Genomic DNA, 23854 nt, shown 5'->3' on the forward strand with positions numbered 1-23854 from the left:
GACCGGCCCGGCCCAGCGCCGGGCTTTCCCTCAACGCAGTTCGCCGCCGTCCTGCATCACGCCCTGCCGGGCACGCAGCTCCAGCGCATCGCGGCCTTCGCTCAGGCTGGCGTTCAGCGCCATCAGCCGCTGCCGCCATTCGCTGCGCACCTGCCAGTCGGCCATGCGCATCAGCTCGCCGCCCAGGCTCGCCAGCTTCACCAGCCCCAGGTTGCTCGCCACGCCCTTGATCGCATGCGCATGCTCGCGCAGGCGCTCCCAGTTGCCGGCGTCGCCGGCCAGCTGCATGCCGCCCAGGCAGCCGTCGGCATCGTTGAGGCATTGCGAGATGAACTCGCGCTCGAAACCGTCGCCCATTCCCAGGCCCGCCAGTTCGTCGAGCACCGACGGATCCAGCACGCCTTCCACCATGGCGCTGGCGCGCGGCGCCGGCTCGGTGGTGCGCAGCTTGCCGTTGGTGGCGATCTCGGCCAGCGTGTCCAGCAGCCGGGTGGCGACCACCGGCTTGGCCAGGAAGGTGTGCGCGCCGGCCTGTTCGCAGCGCTGGATCGACTCGGGGGTGACGTCGGCGCTCAACACCACCACCGGCGTGCGCGGGCCGCCGGCCTGCATCACCCGCAGGTGCTTGAGCATGTCCAGCCCGCTCATGCCTGGCATGTGCAGGTCGACGATCACCGCGTCGAATTCGGTTTCGGCCAGCGCGTCGAGCACCGCTTCGGCGCCCTCCACGCAGATCACCCGGTGCCCGGCCTTCTGCAGCATGCGCTGCAGCACCATGCGGTTGGCCGCATGGTCGTCGGCGACCAGCACGCGCATGCTGCGCACCCGCGCGCGATGGCGCAGGAACGGGTCGGCGAAGGCGATGACGTTGCCGGCCTGGGTCGGGTCCTCGAGCAGCGCCGCGCTGCCCTGCCTGGCCATGGTGGTCGACAGCGCGCTGCCCGGCTCGAACGGCAGCTCGAACCAGAAGCGGCTGCCGCGCGGCGGGTTCTCCTGGTAGCCGATGCTGCCGCCCATCGCCTCGACCAGGCCCTTGGCGATCGTGGTGCCCAGGCCGGTGCCCTCGTAGCGCCGCGCCAGGCCCACGTCGGCCTGCTCGAACGCCTCGAACAGCCGCGGACGCATCGCCGGCGGCACGCCGATGCCGGTGTCGACGATGTCGAAGCTCAGCCGCATCGCCTGCCCCGGCTCGCCCTTGAGGATGCGCACGCGCACGTCGACGCGGCCCATCTCGGTGAACTTGACCGCGTTGCCGGCCAGGTTGAGCAGCACCTGGCGCAGGTGCCCGGCGTCGCCGGACAGGTTGTCCGGCACGTCGGCGGCCACGTCCAGGTGGTAGGCCAGGCCCTTGCCGCGCGCCTGCGGCTGCAGGATCAGGCCGATGCTGCCGAGGGTCTCGCGCAGCGAGAAGTCGTGCTTGTCGACGCGGATCTTGCCGGCCTCGATCGCCGAGATGTCCAGCACCTCCTCCACCAGCGACAGCAGGCTGCGCGCCGAGGCCTGGATGGTGTTGACGCATTCGCGCTGCTCGGCATCCAGGCGCGTGGTGGCCAGCACCTCGGTCATGCCGGACAGTCCGTTGAGCGGGGTGCGGAACTCGTGGCTCATGTTGGCCAGGAACCGGCTCTTGGCCTCGCTGGCGCGGCGCGCCTCGGCGGTGGCCCGGGTCAGTTCGCGCAGCAGTCCGGACAGGTACAGCGGGATCGCCGCCAGCCCCACCAGCAGCCCGACGCCGAGGCCGCGGTTGGCGGCCCAGTAGTCGCTGGTCAGCAGAGTCACGCTGAAACTGACGCAGGCCAGCGCCACCGCCAGATACAGATAGCGGTTCCCGAAGCGCAGGCCGTTGCCGATCGTCACCCACATCACGACCACGTAGATGCAGGCCATCGGCTCGCCGATCGCGCTCATCGCCATCGCCATCAGGCCGTAGTCGGCGAGCATGCCGATCACCCGGCGCACGTCCGAACGCTTCGGCTGCACCAGGATCCAGGCCATCAACGCCAGCGCCAGGCACTGCGAGATCAGGGTCAGCCCGATCACGTAGCGCACCTGCGTGGGCGGCAGGCCCCAGCTGTTGGCGAACAGGGTTTCGTAGGTCAGGATCAGCGCCACCATGACGATGCGCACGATGGCCTGCCCGTGCTCGCTGTCCGGGCGCTGGGACAGCCGGTTCCGCAGCCAGCCGACGATCGCCTTCACGTCACACCCCCGGTCGCGCCGATGCCGTGGAGTACTGCTCGCAGATCGTCTGCAGCTGTTCGCGGCCGCGGAACAGCGCGTCCACGCAGCGCGGGTCGAACAGCCGGCCGCGCTGCGCGTACAGGTAGGCCAGCGTGGCGTCCATGGTCCAGGCTTCCTTGTAGGGACGCGGCGAGATCAGCGCGTCGAACACGTCGGCCACCGCCACGATCCGCGCCTCCAGCGGGATCGCCTCGCCGACCAGGCCGTCAGGGTAGCCGCTGCCGTCGTAGCGCTCGTGGTGGCGCAGCGCGATCAGCGCACCGACCTGGATGAAGCGGTTCTGGCTGCCGCTGAGCAGTTCGTAGCCGATGCGCGGGTGCATGCGCATCACCGCCATCTCCTCCTCGCTGAGCTTGCCGGGCTTGAGCAGCACCGCGTCGGGGATGGCGATCTTGCCCATGTCGTGCAGCGTGGCGGCCATCTCGATGACCCGCACTTCCTCTTCGGACAGGCCCAGCTGCTCGGCGATCAGCCCGGCCACGTGCGCCATGCGCTCCAGGTAGGCGCTGGTGCCGGCGTCGCGGTACTCGATCGCCCGCGCCAGCCGCGACAGGGTCTCGCGTTCGCGTTCCTCGACCTCGTGCATGCTGGCCAGCAGGCGCTGCTCCAGCGACATCGCGCGCTGCTTGATGTTCTCGCTCTGCAGGCGCAGCTGCAGCAGGTTGTGGCAACGCGCGCGCAGCTCGCGCGGGCGGATCGGCTTGACCAGGAAGTCGATCACGCCCGCTTCCAGCGCCGCCTGCCGGATCGGCTCGTCGCCGACCACGGTGACCAGGATGATCGGGATGTCGCGGTGCTTGGGCAGGCGCCGGAAGCGGCGGGCGAAGTCCAGCCCGTCCATGCCCGGCATGCGGTAGTCGAGCAGCAGCAGGTCGACCTTGCCGGCCTCGCACCACGCCAGCGCGGCCTGCGGATCGCCGAAGTCGCGCACGGTCAGTTCCGGCGCGATGTCCTCGATCACGTGGCGCAGCATGGTGCGCGCGGACGTCTGGTCGTCGACGATGACGATGTTCAAGCGGTGGTCCGCCCCTGCCACCCAGGCTGGGTGGTCTTGCGGGGAAGATACTCCGGTCAAGCTCATGCTGGCATCTTGCATCTGCGATCCTCCGGCCCACGACACCACGGGCTATCGAGAAACAACGAGCGGCGGCGCCGGAACCGGTCAGCCCGGCGCGGGCACCCCTTCACTTACGCTACTGCCGACGTCAGATGCAAGAAACACGCCACGGCTTGCGTCCCAGCCGCTAGATTAAGCCTCCGGACGCATGTACGGGAACAGCAGCACATCACGGATCGAGCTGCTGCCGGTAAGCAACATTACCAGCCGGTCGATGCCGATGCCCAGGCCGCCGGTCGGGGGCAGGCCCACTTCCAGGGCGCGGATGTAGTCGGCGTCGAAGTGCATCGCCTCGTCGTCGCCCCCGTCCTTCGCCTCGACCTGTGCCTGGAACCGCGCCGCCTGGTCCTCCGGATCGTTGAGTTCGGAAAAGCCGTTGGCCAGCTCCTTGCCGTTGATGAACAGCTCGAAGCGGTCGGTGTAGCCCGGCTCGGTGTCGCTGCTGCGCGCCAGCGGCGACACCTCGACCGGGTGGTCGGTGATGAAGGTCGGCTGCACCAGGGTGTGCTCGACGGTGGCCTCGAAGATCTCCAGCAGCAGCTTGCCCCAGCCGTAGGACGGCTTGACCCGGAGGTTGAGCCGTTCGCAGTGGCGCAGCAGCGCCTGCCGGTCGGTGCAGTCGGCGGCGCTGATCTGCGGGTTGTGGTGGCGCACCGCCTCGTCCATGCGCCAGCGGCGGAAGCGCGGGCCCAGGTCGATGTCGGCACCGTCCCAGTGCACCTGGGTGGTGCCGAGCACCTGCTGGGCCACGTCGCGGATCACGTTCTCGGTCAGGTCCATCACTTCGTGGTACGTGGCGTAGGCCTCGTACAGCTCCATCATGGTGAATTCCGGATTGTGCCGGGTGCTGACGCCTTCGTTGCGGAAATTGCGGTTGATCTCGTAGACGCGTTCCAGGCCGCCGACCACCAGCCGCTTCAGGTACAGCTCCGGCGCCACGCGCAGGTACAGGTCCAGGTCCAGCGCGTTGTGGTGGGTGGTGAACGGCTTGGCGGTGGCGCCGCCGGGGATGTAGTGCATCATCGGCGTCTCCACTTCCAGGAAGCCGCGCGCGTCCAGCCAGGCGCGCATCGCGCGGATGATCTTGGAACGCTTGACGAACACCTCGCGCGCCTCCGGCGACACGATCAGGTCGACGTAGCGCTGGCGGTAGCGCTGCTCCACGTCGCTCAGGCCATGCCACTTGTCCGGCAGCGGGCGCAGCGACTTGGTCAGCAGCCGCAGCGCGGTCGCCTTGACCGACAGCTCGCCGGTCCTGGTGCGGGTCAGCCCGCCCTCCACGCCGACGATGTCGCCGATGTCCCAGCCCTTGAACGCGTCGTAGGCCGCGCCCAGCGCGTTGGCCTGCAGGAACAACTGGATGCGCCCGGACTCGTCCTGCAGCTGCACGAAGCTGGCCTTGCCCATCACCCGCTTGGCCAGCATGCGCCCGGCCAGGCGCACCGTGCGGCCCTGCGCTTCCAGCGCTTCGGCGCTCCAGCGCTCGGCGTCGGCGAACTCGGCCTGCAGCTGCCCGGCGAAGTGGGTGCGCCGGAAATCGTTCGGATAGGCGATGCCCTGGCTGCGCAGCGCACCCAGTTTCGCGCGGCGCTCGGCGATGAGACTGTTCTCGTCGGCGGGAGTCGGCGTTGCGGGGGTCTGCTCGGTCATGGCGGTCGTTCTTCGGAGGTGGGGGAGGAGCGTGGCCGGCGCGCTGCCGGCCGCGTGGGGCGCGCCGCGGCGGCGGGCCGCGGCGCTGGCGCAGGTCAGGCGTCGCTGCGTTTGGCGCCGACTTCCAGGCCGGACTTGAGGCTGGCCTCGACGAATTCGTCCAGGTCGCCGTCCAGCACCTTCTGCGTGTCGGTGCGCTCGATGCCGGTGCGCAGGTCCTTGATCCGGCTCTGGTCGAGCACGTAGTTGCGGATCTGGCTGCCCCAGCCGATGTCGGACTTGGTCGCCTCCACCGCGTCGCGCTCGGCGTTGCGCTTCTGGATCTCGAGCTCGTACAGCTTGGCCGCCAGCATTTTCATCGCGTTGTCGCGGTTCTGGTGCTGGCTGCGCCCGGTCTGGCAGGCGACCACGATGCCGGTGGGCACGTGGGTGATGCGCACCGCCGACTCGGTCTTGTTGACGTGCTGGCCGCCGGCGCCCGAGGAACGGTAGACGTCGGTCCGCAGGTCGGCCGGGTTGATGTCGATGTCGATGTTGTCGTCGATCTCCGGCGACACGAACACCGAGGTGAAGCTGGTGTGGCGGCGGTTGTCCGAGTCGAACGGCGACTTGCGCACCAGCCGGTGCACGCCGGTCTCGGTCTTCAGCCAGCCGTAGGCGAAATCGCCCTCGACGCGGAACGTGGCGGACTTGATGCCGGCCACTTCGCCGCCGGAGACCTCCAGCAGTTCGGTCTTCCAGCCGCGGCCTTCGGCCCAGCGCAGGTACATGCGCAGCAGCATCTCGGCCCAGTCCTGGGCCTCGGTGCCGCCGGCGCCGGCCTGGATGTCGACGAAGGCGTTGGCGCCATCCATCTCGCCGGAGAACATGCGCTGGAACTCGAGCTTCTCGATGTGGGTCTGGTAGCGGTCGACGTCGGCGACCACCGCCAGCGCGGTGTCCTCATCGTCCTCGGCTTCGGCCAGGTCCAGGAACTCGCGCGCCTCGGCCAGCCCGTCGAGCACGCTGGCGATGCCGCCGACGGTCTTCTCCAGGTTGGCGCGCTCGCGGCCCAGGCCCTGCGCGCGCTCGGGGTTGTTCCAGACGTCGGGGCTTTCCAGCTCGCGGGTGACTTCCTCTAGACGCTCTTTCTTGGCGTCGTAGTCAAAGAAACCCCCTGAGCGACAGGACGCGATCGGACAGATCGGCGATGCGCTGGCGGATGGGATTGAGTTCGATCATGTCGGTTTTCCGGCAAACAAGACGCCGATTCTAGCAATTCCGCCGCAGCGGCCACAGCGCCGGGCAGTCCTGCCGCGTGCGTGGTCGGGTTGGCGTCGTCGTACAAGCCGGGCGGTCCCGCCCCGCCGCCGCAACGGCGGCCCATGGCCTGCGCCGATAGCGGCGCCCTAGCCCACCGCGCCGGCGTCGGCGTTGCCGGCCACGGCGCGCAGGCCGGCGCGATAGCGGCGGCTGCACGGCACGCGGCTGCCGTCGCGCAGGTGCACCCAGGCCTCGCCCGCCTCCAGCGGCTCGATCGACACCACGCAGCCCAGGTTGACCAGGTAGCTGCGGTGGATGCGCACGAACATCGCCGGATCCAGCCGGGCCTCGATCGCCGCCATCGTGCTGCGCAACGGATAGTCGTGGCCGCGCACGCGCAGGTTGACGTAGTTGCCCGAGGCCTGCAGCCATTCGATGTCGGCGGCGGCGACCAGGAAGTCGCGGCCGAGCTTGCGCACCAGGAACCGCTCCGGACGCTCCAGCGATTCCACCGGCGGCCCTTCGTCGGGCGCCCCCAGCAGCGCCGCCTCGCCCTGCCAGCGGCGCAGCAGGAAGCGGTAGGCCTCCACGCTGACCAGCATCGAGGCCAGGCTGCGCACGTCCTTCAGGTATTCGTAGAGCAGCCCCTGCGGCCAGGAACCGAAGTCGTAAGTGGCCCCCTGCAGGCGATAGACCACGCTGCGGATCGCGACCATCCCCACCACGTGCAGCACCGACAACGCGACGCTGCCCAGCAGGTAGGCCGGCAGCCGCTGCCGCCAGTTGTCCCAGTGCAGCGGATAGCGCCGGGTCAGCACCACCAGCACCGGCACGATCAGCAGGAACACCAGGCCGCTGGACCACTCCCACACCGCCGGCTCCCAGGCGGCGAAGTGCAACCCGGTCCTGTGGATGTCCATCAGTACGGTGATGCTGTTGGCGGTGCCGTTGACCAGGGTGAGCACGACCCAGAAGCCGACCTCGAAGCTGCGCCGCCACGGCGCGAAGCGTTGGTAGAAGGTGTCGGCGCGGGGATCGGGCATGCCGCGCATCTTAACGTCCGCAGCCGCGGCGGCCGCCGCGGTTCGTCCCTGCGCTCCGCCATCGGTCCCCAAGGACGCGATGTTCGTCACTGCGGGCGGGCGCGGCGGCGCGATGCGCCGTTCCCTGGGCGCTTCCCCGAACCTGGATGCGCCATGGAACGCCGTCACGATCTGGACTGGGTGCGCGTGTGCGCCTTCGGCCTGCTGCTCCTCTACCACGTGGGCATGTACTACGTGAGCTGGGACTGGCACGTCAAAAGCCCGCACGCCGGCACCGCGCTGGAGCCGTTCATGCTGTCGAGCGGGCCGTGGCGGATGTCGCTGCTGTTCCTGATCTCCGGCGCGGCCACCGCCTTCATGCTGCGCCGGACGCCGCGCCGGTTCCTGCGGCTGCGCTCATGGCGGCTGCTGCTGCCGCTGCTGTTCGGCATGGCCGTGGTGGTGCCGCCGCAGGCGTACTACCAGGTGGTCGAACAGCTGCCCGGCGGCTACCGCGAGGGCTACCTGGCGTTCTATGCCCGCTACCTCGGCGGCTACCACGGGTTCTGCGGCGCCGATGGCGACTGCCTGCGCCTGCCCACCTGGAACCATCTGTGGTTCGTCGCCTACCTGTGGGTCTACACCGTGCTGCTGTGGCTGGGCTGGCGGCTGCTGCCGGAACCGGTCCTGGCGCGGCTGCGCGGCTGGGCCGGCGCGGCGCTGCAGGGCTGGCGCGCGCTGCTGCTGCCGGTCGCGCTGCTGGCGGCGGCGCGGCTGCTGCTGGTCGAGCGCTTCGAGTCGACCCACGCGCTGGTCGACGACTGGTACAACCATGCGCAGTACGTGCCGATGTTCCTGATCGGCGTGGCGACGGCAACGGCCACCGGCTTCTGGGAATCGCTGCAGCGGCTGCGCTGGCCGGCCCTGCTGCTGGCCGCGGCTTGCTACGGGCTGATGGTCCATACCTGGTACTTCGCCGGCTACAGCGACGCCGCACCGCCGCCCGCCGCGCTGCGGATGGGCCTGCGCGTGGCCTGGGCGGTCGACCAGTGGTGCGCGATCGCCGCCCTGCTCGGGTTCGCCTACCGCTTCCGCCACGCCGACAACCGCGCGCTGCGCTACCTGGCGCCAGCGGTGTTCCCGGTCTACATCCTGCACCAGACCGTGATCGTGGTGCTGGCGCACCAGCTCAAGCCGTGGCGGCTGCCGCCGCTGCTCGAAGGGCCGTTGCTGGTGGCGGCGACCTTCGCGCTGTGCTTTGCCGGCTACGACGTGGTCAGGCGCATCGACTGGCTGCGTCCGCTGTTCGGGCTCAAGCACGCACGGGGCGCCGACGCGGCCGCGCTGCGCAGCGGCGCCAGCACGGCCTGAACCGTGCCGGCAGCGCTGGCGGCGCTCAGCGCACCTCGAACTCGCCGACCAGGATCGTGTCCTTGCGGTCCTTCAGTCGCAGCGTGACCTGCTGGTCGCGCTGCACGGCGCCGCCCCAGCCGGTGCTCAGCTGCAGGTGCAAGGTGGTGGCGCCGGTGACCAGCTGCTGGCGGTCGCCGAAGAAGTTCGCCTCCACCTTGTACTTGCCCGGCTTGGCGTGGCGCAGCACGAATTCCTCCGGGCCGTAGCCGCCGGTGAAGTCGTCCGACAGGTGCCCGCCCTGGTAGGTGTCGCGGTTGCCGTAGTAGCAGCGCTCGCCGTTGGGGTCGGTCACCCACAGGTCCATGTCGCTATTGTCGCTGTCCCAGCTCAGCGCCACGCGCAGGTCCAGCGGCAGGTTGCGCAGCAGCCGCGGGTCGGCGAACGCGGTATCCAGCGGGCGCCCGGCACGGGCGACGATGGCGTTGAGCTCGTTCAGCGCGATCAGCGCCACGCCGTCGAAACGGCTGTCCCAGTCGCGCGCGACCACCTGGTACAGCTGCTCGATCGCCGCCTGCGCATCGCCGGCCGCGGCCTGGGCCAGGCCCAGGTCGCGGAAGCTCTGCGGCTCCTCCTCGCCCAGCCGCAGCACCTGTTCGAACACCGGCACCGCCAGGTCCGCCCTGCCCGCCTGCAGCAGCCGGTAGCCGAGCACGCGCAGCACGTGGCGGTTCTCCAGCTGCAGCTCGGCCAGGTTGGACAGCACGCGCAGCGCCAGTTCCGGCTGGCCGCGCTCGAACAGCACGTCGGCCACGTCCAGGTAGAAGGCCACGCTGTCGGCGTGCGCGGCACGCTCGCTCAGGTACAGCGGATAGACCTCGGCCGGCGCCGCCGCGCGCAGGCGCCTGGCGTACGGCGAGTCCGGCTGCCACGGCTGCAGCGTCAGCGCGATCGTCGCCGGCGCCGCGGCACCGGCCGCGGCCGCGTCGGTCACGGCGCCGGAGATGGCCACCGCGTCCAGTGCCGCCGACTCGGCCAGCATGGCCGGCGCAGGAGCCGGCGGCGGGGCCGGGGCGGCACGACGGGCCAACGCCCGCGCCGGCGCCGGCGCGGAGGCCGCGCGTTGCGCCACGTAGTGGCCGTCGTCGATCTGCGTCTTGGCGCGCGGCGGCGCGTCCTTGGGGAAGCTGCGCTGCCACCAGGCGATGCGCTGGGCGAACTCCCCGGCGACGCGATCGACGCGCTGCTTGCGCTGCTCCCGTTCGGCCGACTGGCGCTGCGCGCGCGCCTGCGCCACCGCCTGGCGCAACGCCGGCGGCGGCGCGATGTCGTAGCGGACGTAGTCGTCCACGTCCTCCAGCACCAGCAGCGAGGTGTCGGCGCTGACCACGCCGAAGCGGCTGGCCAGCTGCTGGCGCCGCTGCGCATCGCCCAGCGGGTCGGCGGCCAGGGCGCGCAGCATGGCGCGCGCCCACGCGCCCGGCACCAGGTCGCCGGGCACTTCGCTGGCATCGCGCAGCGCGATGCGCAGCGTGCGACGGCTGGCGGCGGTGGCGATCTCCAGCTGCAGCGTCGCGTCGTCCGACAGCAGGCGCCCGGCGATGCGCAGATAGCCGGCGTCGGCATGCCGCGACTCGGCGACCAGGTCGGCGACCCGCTCGCCCTGCAGCGATACCAGCTCGCCGCCCTGCTGCAGCAACTGCGCGCTTGCCGCCGCCAGTCCCGCCACGCCGTGCAGTTCGACCAGGCGCCCGCCGCGCGCTTCGGCCGCCGCCGCCAGGCGCCCGGCGTCGGCATCGGCGCCGGCGGAATTGATCGCGTACAGGCGCTGGAGGCCGGACAGCGCCGGCAACGCCTGCGGCCCGTAGTTGCCGAGGCCGTCGCTGAACAACAGGTATTCCTCCACGTCCGCCGACGCGCGCCAGTCGCCCAGCGCGCTGGCGCCGTCGGCCTGCAGCGCGGCCAGCGTCGCCCTGAGCGAGCTCCAGTCGCCGTCGCGCACCTGGAAGCGGCGCGGCGCCTGCGCGCGGTCGCGCAGCACGATCAGGTCGACCTGCATGGCGCCGGCGGCGGCGAAGTAGCGCTCGAGCAAGGCCAGCTCGGCGGCCACGTCGCGATGCCGCGCCGAGCCGGACGCGTCCCACAACAGGCCGATGCGCCTGGGCAGCACGCGCGCGCCGCGGATGTCGGCGATCGGCACCAGCGCCTGGAAATAGCGCTGCCCGTCGCGGCTGCCGCTGGCCACGCGCGGCTCGCTGGCCGCGCGCAGCGACAGCGCGATCCGCGCAGGCAGCTGCGCCGCGGTGCCGGACCAGCTCGCCGCATAGCCGCCGTCGTGCGCGCGCAGGCGCAGTCCCGCTGGCAGGTCTTGGGTGTCCAGCGGCGCGGTCTGGCTAGTCAGCTGCACCCGCAGCGACTGCGCGCCGGCGGCGTAGTCCAGCGGCAGGCGCCATTGCCAGCCGGCCGCGTCGCGGCTCAGCGACTCGCGATAGATCAGCCGCACGCGGCGGCTGCCGTGCGCCGGGATCGGATACACCCGCAGCCGGAACTGGTTGCCGGCGGTCTGCTCGACCAGCCCCGGATCCACGCCGCGCCGCTCGATCGCCTCGAACACCTGGCGCCCGCGCGCCTTGGGCACCGGCACCGCCTCGCGCATCTGCCCGTCGATGTCCAGGGCGAAGCCGCTGATCTGCTGTCCGTCGCGCAGCGGGAACGCCAGCTGGCCTTCCAGCACCCGCGCATTGGGATTGAAGAACTCCAGTTCCACCGTGGTTTCCGCCAGCCCGGCCGCGGCATGCGCGCTGATCGAGGCCGAGCGCAATTGGACCGCGCGCTCGGCCTGCGGCGCCGACAGCAACGGCTCGGCGATGCGCGCTGGCGGCGCCGGCTGGGCCTGCGCCGCCCCCACGGTCAACAGCATCGAAGCCAGCATGCAACGCAGGACCTTGGCGACATACGGCATGGATCACTCCCTGAAGGATACGGACGTGGACATTGAACGTCCGCCGCGGCGCAACGGGGTTAGCGCGGTGTCCGCCGCGCCGGCCGGTCCGCGCGAGCCTGGCGCCGTGCCCGAGTCTGCCACCTGGGCGCGGCGCATGCGGACGCGATCGCGCCCCGATCAGCGCCGCTGTTACCATCCCGTCCGCCGCAACCTCCGCCAACCCCGGCGGGAATGCGCCATCCGACCCAACCAAGGAGCAACACCATGAGGACTCTTCTGCCGGCTACCTGCCTGGCCGTCGCCTGTCTGGCCGCGGCCAACGCCTCGGCCATCGACCTCAAGCAACTCTCCTCCACCGGCCTCAAGGCCGGCCAGGCGCTGACCCTGTCCGACCAGGACGTGGCCCAGGCCGCCGACGCGGCCTGCAAGTACATGGACGCGGAGAACACCATCGCCGAGGGCAACGACCCCTACGCACAGCGCCTGGCCAAGATCACCCAGGGCCTGGCCGGCGAGGACGGGCTCAAGCTCAGCTTCAAGGTCTACAAGACCCAGGAAGTCAATGCCTGGGCGATGGCGAACGGCTGCGTGCGCGTCTACTCCGGCCTGATGGACATGTCCACCGACGACGAAGTGCGCAGCGTGATCGGCCATGAGATCGGCCACGTCAAGCTCGGCCACAGCAAGACCAAGATGCGCACCGCGCTGCTGGCCTCGGCCGGCCGCGAGACCGCCGCGGCGGCCGGCAACTCCACCGTCGCCAGCCTCAGCTCCGGCCAGCTCGGCGAACTGGCCGAAGGCTTCGTCAACGCGCAGTTCTCGCAGAAGGAAGAGAGCGCGGCCGACGAATACGGCTACCGCTTCATGAAGCGCCACCAGTACGATCCGAACGCGATGGTGAGCATGTTCCGCAAGCTGTCGAGCAAGGGCGGGCTGATGTCCTCGCACCCCGGCTCGGACGCGCGCGCGGCCAAGATCGAATCGCTGATCAAGAAGGACGGCTGACGCCAGGCCGGTCTGGCGTCCGCCCGCGACGATGCGGGCGGACGCCGGGTTCAGCCGGCCGCCGGCCGGCAATGCTCCACCAGCAACTGGATCGCCTGCCCGCCGCGATAGTCGTCGGCGACCAGGCGGTAGGCGATGTGCACGCGGCGGCCGGGTTCGCTGCCGCACCAGCCGCCGAAGTGGATCGCGTTCAGCGGTGCGGCCACCTCCGGGTGGCGCAGGCTCAGCTTGACGTGGCGCTCCTTCAGCACGCGCCATTGCACCACGTCGAACTCGCCATCGAACAGCGGCTCGGGAAAGCCCTGCCCCCACGGCCCGGCCAGGCGCAGCGCCTCGGCATGACGATGGTCCAGTTCGTGCGCCGACAGTTCGCCATCGCTGAGCAGCTCGGCCTGCAGCAGCGCCGCGTCCAGGCTGGCCAAGGCGTGTTCGCGGAACAGCTGCTCGAACTCGGCCAGCGCGTCCTGGCGCAGGCTCAGTCCCGCCGCCATCGCATGGCCGCCGAACTTCTCCATCAGCCCCGGCCGCCGCGCCTCCACCGCGGCCATCGCGTCGCGGATATGGAACCCGGGAATCGAGCGCGCCGAGCCGCGCAGCTGTTCGCTGCCCGGCTCGGCCGGCGCGAACGCGATCACCGGGCGGTGCAGGCGGTCCTTCATCTTCGAAGCCACCAGGCCGATCACGCCCGGATGCCATTGCGCATCGAACAGGCACACCGTCACCGGCGGCTCGTCGGGCGCATCCAGCAGCGCGCGCGCCACCGTGGCCTCGGCCTCGTCGGTCATCTGCTGCTGCACGGCGCGGCGCTCGGCATTGATCTGTTCCAGCGTCGCGGCGATCTCGCGCGCCTGCTGCGGCTGCTCGCACAGCAGCAGCTCGATGCCCAGCGCCATGTCCTCCAGTCGCCCGGCCGCGTTGAGCCGCGGCGCCAGCGCGAAACCGATGTCGCTGGCGGTGAGCCGCGCCGGATCGCGCCCGCTGGCCTCGATCAGCGCGCGCAGGCCGACGCAGCCCTGGCCGCGCTGCAGGCGGCGCAGCCCGGCGGACACCAACGCGCGATTGTTCGCGTCCAGCGGCACCAGGTCGGCGACGGTGCCCACCGCGACCAGGTCCAGCAGCACGCTCAGGTCCGGCGCCGGCTCGGCGAACGCGCCGCGCTCACGCAGGTACCGGCGCAACGCCAGCAGCACGTAGAAGATCACCCCGACGCCGGCCAGCATCTTGCTCGGGAACGCATCGCCGGCCAGGTTCGGGTCGACGATCGCGTCGGCCGGCGGCAGCGCCGCGCCCGGCAGGTGATGGTCGGTGACCAGCACCTGCCAGCCCAGCGCCTTGGCCGCGGCCACGCCGGCGTGGCAGGCGATGCCGTGGTCGACGGTGACCAGCAGGTGCGGCTGCAGCGGCGCCAGTTCGGCGACCAGCGCCGGCGACAGCCCGTAGCCATGCACCTTGCGGTTGGGCACCGCGTGCAGCACCTGCGCGGCGCCGAGCAGGCGCAATCCGCGCACCGCCACCGCGCAGGCGGTGGCGCCGTCGCAGTCGAAATCGCCGACCACCAGGATGCGCCTGCCGCCTGCGATCGCCTCGGCCAGCAGCGCGACCGCGGCGTCGATGCCGCTCAGCGTGTCCGGCGGCAGCAGCCGCGCCAGTTTCGGCTGCGCCAGCTCGGCGTCGTGCGCGCCGCGCGCGGCGTAGATCCGCCGCAGCAGCGGCAGCACCGCCTCCGGCCACGGGCCGCCTTCCAGCGCCGGTCGCCGGGTGATGCGTGGCGACGGGCTCATGCGTCCAGGCGCGGCAACGGCCGCCGCCACAGCTGCCAGCGCTGCCCGCGGTCGATGCGGAAACGCGCGCCGTCCTCGAAATCCAGCACCAGCTGCGCCAGTTCGCCGCCGCGCAACGCCTCGAGCAGCGGTTGCAGCGCCTCGCCGACGAACTGCTCGTGCGAACGCAACTGGCGCAGGTCCACCAGCGCATCGATGCGCGGCGCGGCGTCGCCGATGCCCGCGGCCAGCGCCAACGCGCGCAGCAGCGGGTCGCGGCTGCGCACCTGCGCGTGCGGCGAGCTCACCCCGGCCGGCAACGAACCGCCGCCCCAGAACCACGGCGAATTGATCGCCGGGCGCCCGAGCGCGGCGCGCTGCCGGTTCCACGGATGCTGGTGCAGCACGATCTGCGCCTCGGTCAGCAGCGCGCGCCAGCGCCTGGCGTCGGCGCCCTCGGGCAGGTGGTCGAACAGGTCGTCGCCGAGCACCTGCGCCGGCGCCGCGAACGCCGGCAGCTCGCTGCCGGCGGGCAGGCGCAGGTACCAGCGCGCCGGGTCCGGCGCATCGAGCTCGATGCCGGCGTCGGCGAACAGCGGCTGCAACGCCGGCAGCAGCGCGGCCACGTCGTCGGCATCGGGCGCGAGCATGTCGCCGTGGGCCATCAGCCGCGCGCCCTGCATGTCCGGCACCACGTAGGCCGGGTCGGCGCGCAGCCACACGGCGTCGCCGGCATCGCCGCTGTCGAACTGGCGGGTCAGCGCCGCCACCGGCCACGACGCCGGCGGCAGCGCGAAATGGCGCCGCAGCTGCGCCTGGCTGCCGGCGGCCAGCGTGTCGCGCTGCGCGCGGCCGAGCGCCCGCGCCACCTCGCCGCTCAGCGCCGGTCCGGCCAGACGGGCCCGTTCCGGCAACAGCAAGGTGGCGACGGCCATGCGCTCAGCCGATGTACTGGACGCTGACGATTTCGTAGTCGCGGCGGCCGGCGGGCGCGTCGATGGTGACGCTGTCGCCTTCCAGCTTGCCGATCAGCGCGCGCGCCAGCGGCGAGGAGATCGCGATCAGGCCCTGCTTGATGTCCGCCTCCAGGTCGCCGACGATCTGGTAGCGCTTCTCCTCGCCGGTTTCCTCGTCGGCCAGGGTCACGGTGGCGCCGAACACCACCTTGCTGCCGACCTCCAGCTTGGTCACGTCGATCACTTCCGAATGCGACAGTTCGCTTTCCAGCTGCTTGATGCGGCCTTCGATGAAGCTCTGCTGTTCGCGCGCGGCGTGGTACTCGGCGTTTTCCTTCAGGTCGCCGTGCGCACGCGCCTCGGCGATGGCGGCGATCACTTCCGGCCGCTTGACCGACTTCAGCTGTTCCAGTTCCTCGCGCAGGCGCTGCGCGCCCTGCATGGTCATCGGGACTCTCACGCTTCCAGCTCCTTGTGCAGTTCCTGCAGCGCCCAGACCGGGCCGGTGCCGCGGAATTCCAGTGAATGCACCAGCGCGCGCGCGCCGGCGACGGTGGTCGAATAGGTGACGCGCTGCTGCAAGGCCTCGCGCCGGATCGAGAACGAATCGGAGATGGCCGCGCGGCCCTCCGTGGTGTTGACGATATACACGATTTCGCCGTTCTTGATCAGGTCGACGATATGCGGCCGGCCTTCGGCGACCTTGTTGACCTGGTCGCAGCGCAGGCCGTGCTGCTGCAGCCAGGCGCAGGTGCCGCGCGTGGCCACCAGCGAATAGCCGCGCTCGACCAGCGCCTGCGCCACCGACAGCACGCGCTGCTTGTCCGGATCGCGCACCGACAGGAACACCTTGCCCACCGGCGGCGCCTTGATCCCGCCGGCTTCCTGCGCGCGCGCGAACGCGGCGCCGAAGCTGCGGCCCACGCCCATCACCTCGCCGGTGGAACGCATCTCCGGGCCGAGGATCGGATCGACGCCCTGGAACTTGGCGAACGGGAAGATCGCTTCCTTGACCGAGTAGTAGTCCGGCACGATCTCCTTCAGCGCGCCCTGCTCGGCCAGGGTCTTGCCGGCCATGCAGCGCGCGGCGATCTTGGCCAGCGCCATGCCGGTAGCCTTGGACACGAACGGCACCGTGCGCGAGGCGCGCGGGTTCACTTCGAGCAGGTAGACGATGTCGTCGCCGGCCTCGTCGACCTGCACCGCGAACTGGGTGTTCATCAGCCCGACCACGTTCAGGCCCTTGGCCAGCATCACCACCTGGCGGCGCAGCTCGGCCTGGGTCGCGGCCGACAGCGAGTACGGCGGCAGCGAGCACGAGGAATCGCCCGAATGCACGCCGGCTTCCTCGATATGCTCCATCACCCCGCCGATCAGCACGTGGCCGTCCTTGTCGGCGATGATGTCCACGTCCACTTCCACCGCGTTGTCGAGGAAGCGGTCCAGCAGCACCGGCGAGTCGTTGGACACCTTCACCGCATCGCGCACGTAGCGCGCCAGGTCGGCCTCGCCGTAGACGATCTCCATCGCGCGGCCGCCGAGCACGTAGCTCGGGCGCACCACCAGCGGATAGCCGATCTCGCGCGCCAGGGTCAGCGCCTGCTCGGCGGTGCGCGCGGTGCGGTTGGGCGGCTGCTTCAGGCCGAGCTTCTCGACCAGCTGCTGGAAGCGCTCGCGGTCCTCGGCCAGGTCGATCGAGTCCGGGCTGGTGCCGATCACCGGCACGCCGTTGGCCTCCAGCGCGCGCGCCAGCTTCAGCGGGGTCTGCCCGCCGTACTGCACGATCACGCCCTTGGGCTGCTCCAGCTCGACGATCTCCAGCACGTCCTCCAGCGTCAGCGGCTCGAAGTACAGGCGGTCGGAGGTGTCGTAGTCGGTGGACACGGTTTCCGGGTTGCAGTTGACCATGATGGTTTCATAGCCGTCCTCGCGCAGCGCCAGCGCCGCGTGCACGCAGCAATAGTCGAACTCGATGCCCTGGCCGATGCGGTTGGGGCCGCCGCCGAGGATCATGATCTTGTCGCGGTTGCTCGGCTGCGCCTCGCACTCGTCCTCGTAGGTCGAATACAGGTAGGCGGTGTCGGTGGCGAATTCGGCCGCGCACGAGTCCACCCGCTTGTACACCGGGCGCACCTTGTGCGCGCGGCGCAGCGCGCGGATCGCCGCCTCGTTGGTGCCGGTCAGCTCGGCCAGGCGCGCGTCGGAGAAACCGGCGCGCTTGAGCGTGCGCAGGCGCCTGGCGTCGAGCGAGCCCAGCCCGTCGGCGGCCAGCTGCTTCTCCTGCGCGACCAGGTCCTCGATCTGGTCGAGGAACCACGGATCGATGAACGACAGTTCGTGCACCTGCTCCACGCTCATGCCGGCGCGGAAGCCGTCGGCGACGTAGAACAGGCGTTCCGGGCCCGGCGCCTTCAGTTCGCGGCGCAGCGCGGCCATGTCGTCCTCGCTGCCCAGGTCCAGGCCGGTCGGGTCGAGCCCGATCTTGCCGGTCTCCAGGCCGCGCAGCGCCTTCTGCAGCGACTCGGAGAAGGTGCGGCCCATCGCCATCACCTCGCCCACCGACTTCATCTGCGTGGTCAGGCGCGCATCGGCCTGCGGGAACTTCTCGAACGCGAAGCGCGGGATCTTGGTCACCACGTAGTCGATCGACGGCTCGAACGAGGCCGGGGTCAGGCCGCCGGTGATCTCGTTCTTCAGTTCGTCCAGCGTGTAGCCCACCGCCAGCTTGGCCGCGACCTTGGCGATCGGGAAGCCGGTGGCCTTGGACGCCAGCGCCGAGGACCGCGACACGCGCGGGTTCATCTCGATCACCACCACGCGGCCGGTCTGCGCGTTGATGCCGAACTGGACGTTGGAGCCGCCGGTGTCCACGCCGATCTTGCGCAGCACCGCGATCGAGGCGTCGCGCAGGCGCTGGTATTCCTTGTCGGTCAGGGTCTGCGCCGGGGCCACGGTGATCGAGTCGCCGGTGTGCACGCCCATCGGGTCGAGGTTCTCGATCGAGCAGACGATGATGCAGTTGTCCGCGGTGTCGCGGACCACTTCCATCTCGAATTCCTTCCAGCCCAGCACCGACTCCTCGACCAGCACTTCGTGCACCGGCGACAGTTCCAGGCCGCGCTTGATGATCTCCTCGAACTCCTCGCGGTTGTAGGCGATGCCGCCGCCGCTGCCGCCGAGGGTGAAGCTGGGCCGGATGATGGTCGGGTAGCCGACCTTGGCCTGGATCTCCACCGCCTGCTCGAAGCTGCGCGCCACTTCCGCCTTCGGGCATTCCAGGCCGATCTCGCCCATGGCCACGCGGAACAGCTCGCGGTCCTCGGCCATCATGATCGCCTCGCGCTTGGCGCCGATCAGCTCCACGGCGTACTTCTCCAGCACGCCGTGGTCGGCCAGGTCCAGCGCGCAGTTCAGCGCGGTCTGCCCGCCCATCGTCGGCAACAGCGCGTCGGGCTTCTCCTTGGCGATGATCTTCTCGACCGTCTGCCAGTTGATCGGCTCGATGTAGACCGCGTCGGCCATCTCCGGGTCGGTCATGATCGTGGCCGGGTTGCTGTTGACCAGCACCACGCGGTAGCCCTCGTCGCGCAGCGCCTTGCACGCCTGCGCGCCGGAGTAGTCGAACTCGCAGGCCTGGCCGATGACGATCGGGCCGGCGCCGATGATGAGGATGGTTTTTAGATCGGTGCGCTTGGGCATGTCAGCTCCGGGACTCGGGACTCGGGACTCGGGACTCGGATTCGAGCTTCTGCAGCAAGCTGCGATGCAGCTTGTGCAGCATGCGGCCGACCCGGTCACACGTAGAAAGGGCTTCTTCGATTGCTGCTGCGTCGCCTAGGAAAAGCTCCAGCGCCAACAGCAATTGCGTTTGCAGTTCGGCGCAGGATCCCTGCGCCATGGAAATGAATCTTGCGTAGTCACGCGCGCCGTAGCGTGCGTTGCCTTCGGCGATGTTCGACGGAATGGATACGGCGGAACGCTGCAGTTGCGCCGTCAATCCATAACGCTCTTCCCGCGGAAGATCCGCGGTGATTTCGTAGACCTGCTTGGCCAACACCATCGCCAGCTGCCAGACATCGAGTTCTCGGAAATGCGAAGGGCTCACTGCACCGAGCTCGAGTCCCGAGTCCCGAGTCCCGAGTCCCGCATCGACACGATAAACCGATCGAACAACGGCCCCACGTCGCGCGGGCCCGGCGAGGCTTCCGGGTGGCCCTGGAAGCTGAAGGCCGGCGCGTCGGTCAGCGCGATGCCCTGGTTGGTGCCGTCGAACAGCGAGCGGTGGGTCACCCGCACGTTGCCCGGCAACGACGCCTCGTCGACCGCGAAACCGTGGTTCTGCGAGGTGATCATCACCCGGCCGCTGTCCAGGTCCTGCACCGGGTGGTTGGCGCCGTGGTGGCCGGTGGCCATCTTCACCGTCTTGCCGCCGGCGGCCAGCGCCAGCAGCTGATGGCCCAGGCAGATGCCGAAGGTGGGGACCTTGCGCGCGATGAATTCCTGGATCGCCGCGATCGCGTAGTCGCACGGTTCCGGATCGCCGGGGCCGTTGGACAGGAACACGCCGTGCGGGTTCAGCGCCAGCACCTCGGCGGCCGGGGTCTGCGCCGGCACCACGGTGACCTCGCAGCCGCGCTCGGCGAGCATGCGCAGGATGTTGAGCTTCACCCCGTAGTCGTAGGCCACCACCTTGTACGTCGGCGCGGCCTGGGCGAAGGCGTTGCTGTCCAGGTCGAGCTGGCCGTCGCGCCACGGATAGGTCTTGTCGGTGGACACGACCTTGGCCAGGTCCATGCCCTTCAGGCCGGGGAACTTGCGCGCCGCTTCCAGCGCCTTGTCCAGGTCGATCTCGCCGGCCATCAGCGCGCCGTTCTGCGCGCCCTTCTGGCGCAGGATGCGGGTCAGCTTGCGGGTGTCGATGCCGGCGATGGCGACCACGCCGCGGGTGAGCAGCCAGTCCGGCAGCGACACCTGGCTGCGCCAGCTGCTGGGACGGCGCGGCACGTCGCGCACGATCAGCCCGGCCGACCAGACCTGCGCGGCCTCGTCGTCCTGGTCGGTGCAGCCGGTGTTGCCGATATGCGGGTACGTCAGGGTGACCAGCTGCCGGGCGTAGGACGGATCGGTCACGATCTCCTGGTAGCCGGTCATCGCGGTGTTGAACACCACTTCGCCGACGGACAGGCCGGGGGCGCCTACGGATTCGCCCTCGAACACGGTGCCGTCTTCAAGGACAAGGATTGCGGGTTGAGTCACGGGGTTCGCCTTGGGGTGAGAGGAACCCTGCCCCACCAACTTGCGGCTGCAAGAAACCGCGAACTCGGCGCTTCTCCGGGTCCGTGGCGATGGGTAACAGGCGAGCGAGAATTGTACCGGCGCGGACCTGTCCGCGCCAGACGTTTATGTGAAAGCGCCGTTCAGCTGAGCAGATCGCGCAGCCGGTAGGCCCCGGGCGGCCGCCCCGGCAGGCGCGCGGCGGCGTGCAGCGCGCCGCGGGCGAAGATGTCGCGGTTGCTGGCGCGGTGCACCAGCTCGACCCGCTCGCCCAGGCCGCTGAACTGCACCAGATGCTCGCCGACGATGTCGCCGGCGCGCAGGCTGGCATAATGCGGCTGCGCGCCGCCGTGCGCGGCCGACGCGCCCAGGCTCAGCGCGGTGCCGGACGGGGCGTCCTTCTTGTGCACGTGGTGCGATTCGACGATGTCGCAGTCCCAGCCCGGCAGCGCCGCGGCGGCGCGTTCGACCAGCTCGCTCAGCACCGCCACGCCGAGGCTGAAGTTCGACGCCCAGATCAGCGCGATGCGCGCGGCGGCCGCGTCCAGCGCCTGCCGCTGCGGCGCCTCCAGGCCGGTGGTGCCGGACACCAGCGCCGCGCCGCGCGCCACGCACAGCGCCAGGATCGGATCGAAGCCTTCGGGCAGGCTGAAATCGATGGCGACGTCGAACGCCGGCGCGCCGGCGAGTTCGGCGGCGGCGAAGAACGGCACGCCGTCGACCACCCGCTGCGCCGGCGAACGGCGCACCACCGCGCCGACCACCTGCAGCGCCGGCTCCTGCGCGGCCAGGCGCAACAACGCCTGGCCCATGCGGCCGGACGCACCATGGATCAACACACGCACGGGAGAAGTCGTCATCGGCACAAGGCTAGCGGTTTGTCGCGGTGCGCGACAGGGGGCACGCGCCAGGTGTGGGCGGGTCGTGGAAGCCGTTGGGTCCTGGCGGTCTCGCAAACCTCAAGGCCCATTGCTTCGTTCGTCGCGGCTGAAGCGCTCCTACAGGGACTTGCAACCAACTCACTGGGCGTACTGGGAGGAACTTCAGTCCCGATGGCATCCGAAGCCAGTAGGCCTACCGCTCCGTTCGTCGCGACTGAAGTCGCTCCCACAGGGACTTGCGATCAGTGGTTACCCGCACTGCAGGAGGGGTTTCAGCCGGACAGCATCCGAAACCGGAAATCCCACCACTCCGTTCGTCGAGGCTGAAGCCGCTCCTACAGGGACTTGCGACCTGCACACCGGATGCACTGTAGGAAGGGCTTCAGCCCCGACAGGCATCCGGGTCTGGCAAGCACTACCGCTGCGGCGCCACGCCGCCGGCAAGTGCTGGCTACTCGGCCGCCGGCTGGCCCAGCAGGCGCTTGTCCCAGTTCTCGACCTCGCGCTGCGCGAGGCGGCGCTCGAACAGCACGCGCCAGTTCGGCACCAGCGGCAAGGCCAGGACCTGGTCCAGCTGCGCCGGGTCGATCGCGCGCCGGTACAGCAGCTCGATCAGCCGCGCCAGCGACCAGGCCGGATACGGGCGCTCCAGCAGCACCAGCCGGTCGCCCGCGGCGACCTCGCCGGGTTCCAGCACGCGGTAATACCAGCCGGTGCGGCCGCTTTCCTGCACGCGCCTTGCCAGGGCCGGCGCGCCGAAGCGGTCCGACAGCTTCCAGCACGGCTGCCGCGACTGCGACACCTCCACCAGCGCGGTACCCAGGCGCAGGCGGTCGCCCAGGCACACGTCGGCCTCGGTGGCGCCGAGCGTGCTGAGGTTCTCGCCGAAGGCGCCGGGCGCGTCCAGCAACGCGTGCGCGCCAAGTTCCTCGCGCCAGGCGCCGTAGTGGTCGCGCGGATAATGGTGCAGGGCCTTGTCGACGCCGCCGTGCACGCGGCGGTCGCCCTGCTCGTCCAGCTCCAGGCCTTCGGGCCCGATGCGCTGCGGGCCGTGCAGCGGCCGCTTGGCGATCGCGCTGCGGCTGCCGGGGCGGGTGAAGGCCTCGGCCTTGCCCGCCAGCACCGCATCGACGGCCAGGTCCAGCGCCATGGGTCCCGGGTTCATGCGCCGCCGGCCCGCATCAGGCGGCGGCGCCGAGGTGCGCGGCGACCTCGTCCTTCAGCAGTTCGCCGAGGACGCGGACGCCGGCGTCGATCTTCTCCGCCGGCACGGTGACGAAGGACAGCCGCAGCGTATTGCGCTGCGGGTCGACCGCGTAGAACGGCGCGCCCGGCACGAACGCCACGTTGCGCTCGATCGCCTTGGCCAGCAGTGCGCCGCCGTCCATGCCCGGCGGCAGGTCGACCCAGATGAACATGCCGCCCTCGGGGCGGTTCCAGCGCACCTGCGCGGGAAAGTGCTTGTCCAGCGCCTGCAGCATCTGCTGGCAGCGCGTCGCGTACAGCGCGCGGATGCCGGGAATGTGCGCATCGAGGAAACCGTCCTGCACCGCCTCGTAGACGATGCGCTGGCTGAACGACGGCGTGTGCAGGTCGGCGGCCTGCTTGGCCTGCACCAGCTTGGCGTGCACGGCTTCCGGCGCCACCACGAAGCCCAGGCGCAGGCCCGGCGCCAGCACCTTGGAGAACGAACCCATGTAGATGACCTCGTCCGGGTTCATCGACAGCAGGCTCGGCAACGTGTCGCCGCTATAGCACAGCTCGCCGTAGGGATCGTCCTCGACCAGCGGCACGCCCGCCGCGGCCGCGCGCGCGACCAGCGCCTGGCGCCGCTCCAGCGGCAGCCGCCGCCCGGTCGGGTTCTGGAAGTTGGGCAGGCAGTACATGAAGCGCGCGCCGGCGAGCTGCGCGTCGGTCAGCGCATCGACCACCAGGCCGTACTCGTCCGAGCGCATCGCCGAGAACGCCGGCTGGAACAGCGAGAACGCCTGCAGCGCGCCGAGGTAGCTGGGCGTCTCCACCAGCACCTTGCTGCCCTCGTCGATGAAGATCTTGCCGAGCAGGTCCAGGCCCTGCTGCGAGCCGGTGGTGATCAGCACCTGGCTGGCGCGGATCGTGGCGCCATGGCGGCTCAGCCGCGCGGCCACCCATTCGCGCAGCGGCAGGTAGCCTTCAGTGGGGCCGTACTGCAGCGCCGCGTGCGGCGCCTCGCGCAGCACCTTGTCGCAGGCGTACTGCATGCGCTCGACCGGGAACGTGTCCGGCGACGGCAACCCGCCGGCGAAGGAGATCACCTCCGGGCGTTCGGTGACTTTGAGAATTTCGCGGATCGCCGAACTGGTCAGCGCCTGCGCACGGCGGGAGAACGGAAAGGAGGTGGTCATGGCCGATAGCATAACGGCAGCGCGGCTT

Annotated in this window: 17 protein-coding genes; 2 read left to right on the top strand and 15 right to left on the bottom strand. The window is 70.6% G+C overall.

The features are described 5' to 3' along the window. Positions 1-30: 30 nt before the first annotated feature. The 5 genes from JR065_RS12045 to JR065_RS12065 form a co-directional block, all read right to left on the bottom strand. Complete coding sequence (locus JR065_RS12045) at positions 31-2199, bottom strand: ATP-binding protein (RefSeq protein ID WP_206234452.1); 2169 nt, start codon at positions 2197-2199, stop codon at positions 31-33. A 1-nt stretch (position 2200) separates the two neighbouring features. Next, the gene (locus tag JR065_RS12050) at positions 2201-3337 is read right to left on the bottom strand and encodes an HD domain-containing phosphohydrolase (RefSeq protein WP_206234453.1); all 1137 of its coding nucleotides are present in this window, start codon (positions 3335-3337) and stop codon (positions 2201-2203) included. Positions 3338-3490: 153 nt separating this feature from the next. After that, positions 3491-5008, bottom strand: coding sequence for a lysine--tRNA ligase (gene lysS, locus JR065_RS12055; protein ID WP_206234454.1), 1518 nt, complete (start codon positions 5006-5008; stop codon positions 3491-3493). 95 nt (positions 5009-5103) lie between these two features. Then, positions 5104-6229, bottom strand: a protein-coding gene (prfB, locus tag JR065_RS12060) for a peptide chain release factor 2 (protein ID WP_206234455.1) whose coding sequence is annotated in 2 segments (ribosomal slippage) — positions 5104-6153 and positions 6155-6229 — 1125 coding nt in all. Because the reading frame shifts where the segments join, the coding sequence is not laid out codon by codon here. Positions 6230-6396: 167 nt separating this feature from the next. Then, positions 6397-7293 carry a LytTR family DNA-binding domain-containing protein gene (locus JR065_RS12065; protein ID WP_206234457.1) on the bottom strand — a complete coding sequence of 299 codons (897 nt, stop codon included), beginning with the start codon at positions 7291-7293 and terminating at the stop codon, positions 6397-6399. A 153-nt stretch (positions 7294-7446) separates the two neighbouring features. On the opposite strand from JR065_RS12065, the gene JR065_RS12070 reads away from it, so the two are divergent. After that, complete coding sequence (locus JR065_RS12070; RefSeq protein ID WP_206234458.1) at positions 7447-8643, top strand: acyltransferase family protein; 1197 nt, start codon at positions 7447-7449, stop codon at positions 8641-8643. A gap of 25 nt (positions 8644-8668) precedes the next feature. Here the strand turns inward: JR065_RS12070 and JR065_RS12075 are convergent, their stop codons facing one another. Further along, positions 8669-11584 (bottom strand): VIT domain-containing protein, encoded by a 2916-nt coding sequence (locus JR065_RS12075; RefSeq protein WP_241093576.1) that lies wholly within the window; start codon positions 11582-11584, stop codon positions 8669-8671. A gap of 246 nt (positions 11585-11830) precedes the next feature. On the opposite strand from JR065_RS12075, the gene JR065_RS12080 reads away from it, so the two are divergent. Continuing rightward, positions 11831-12571, top strand: coding sequence for a M48 family metallopeptidase (locus JR065_RS12080; RefSeq protein ID WP_206234459.1), 741 nt, complete (start codon positions 11831-11833; stop codon positions 12569-12571). Positions 12572-12621: 50 nt separating this feature from the next. Here JR065_RS12080 and recJ read toward each other — a convergent pair whose 3' ends face one another. From recJ to JR065_RS12125, 9 genes are all read right to left on the bottom strand, one after another. Further along, complete coding sequence (gene recJ, locus JR065_RS12085; RefSeq protein WP_206234460.1) at positions 12622-14352, bottom strand: single-stranded-DNA-specific exonuclease RecJ; 1731 nt, start codon at positions 14350-14352, stop codon at positions 12622-12624. Next, positions 14349-15266 carry a phosphoglycerate mutase gene (locus JR065_RS12090; protein ID WP_206234462.1) on the bottom strand — a complete coding sequence of 306 codons (918 nt, stop codon included), beginning with the start codon at positions 15264-15266 and terminating at the stop codon, positions 14349-14351. The genes recJ and JR065_RS12090 overlap by 4 nt, the downstream gene beginning before the upstream one ends. 4 nt (positions 15267-15270) lie before the next feature. Continuing rightward, on the bottom strand, positions 15271-15735 hold the full coding sequence (greA, locus tag JR065_RS12095) for a transcription elongation factor GreA (RefSeq protein WP_206234533.1): 465 nt from the start codon (positions 15733-15735) through the stop codon (positions 15271-15273). Between the two features lie 8 nt (positions 15736-15743). Further along, positions 15744-18986: a carbamoyl-phosphate synthase large subunit gene (gene carB, locus JR065_RS12100; RefSeq protein WP_206234464.1), complete on the bottom strand. Its 3243-nt coding sequence runs from the start codon at positions 18984-18986 to the stop codon at positions 15744-15746. Position 18987: 1 nt separating this feature from the next. Beyond that, on the bottom strand, positions 18988-19392 hold the full coding sequence (locus JR065_RS12105) for a four helix bundle protein (protein WP_206234465.1): 405 nt from the start codon (positions 19390-19392) through the stop codon (positions 18988-18990). Further along, positions 19389-20543 carry a glutamine-hydrolyzing carbamoyl-phosphate synthase small subunit gene (gene carA, locus JR065_RS12110; RefSeq protein ID WP_206234467.1) on the bottom strand — a complete coding sequence of 385 codons (1155 nt, stop codon included), beginning with the start codon at positions 20541-20543 and terminating at the stop codon, positions 19389-19391. The genes JR065_RS12105 and carA overlap by 4 nt, the downstream gene beginning before the upstream one ends. Positions 20544-20704: 161 nt before the next feature. Next, positions 20705-21421 carry a 4-hydroxy-tetrahydrodipicolinate reductase gene (gene dapB, locus JR065_RS12115; RefSeq protein ID WP_206234468.1) on the bottom strand — a complete coding sequence of 239 codons (717 nt, stop codon included), beginning with the start codon at positions 21419-21421 and terminating at the stop codon, positions 20705-20707. Between the two features lie 472 nt (positions 21422-21893). Beyond that, complete coding sequence (locus tag JR065_RS12120) at positions 21894-22607, bottom strand: MOSC domain-containing protein (protein WP_206234469.1); 714 nt, start codon at positions 22605-22607, stop codon at positions 21894-21896. Between the two features lie 16 nt (positions 22608-22623). Continuing rightward, complete coding sequence (locus JR065_RS12125; RefSeq protein WP_206234470.1) at positions 22624-23838, bottom strand: aminotransferase class I/II-fold pyridoxal phosphate-dependent enzyme; 1215 nt, start codon at positions 23836-23838, stop codon at positions 22624-22626. Positions 23839-23854 lie beyond the last annotated feature (16 nt).

The organism is Xanthomonas sp., assembly GCF_017163755.1.
Lineage (GTDB): Bacteria > Pseudomonadota > Gammaproteobacteria > Xanthomonadales > Xanthomonadaceae > Xanthomonas_A.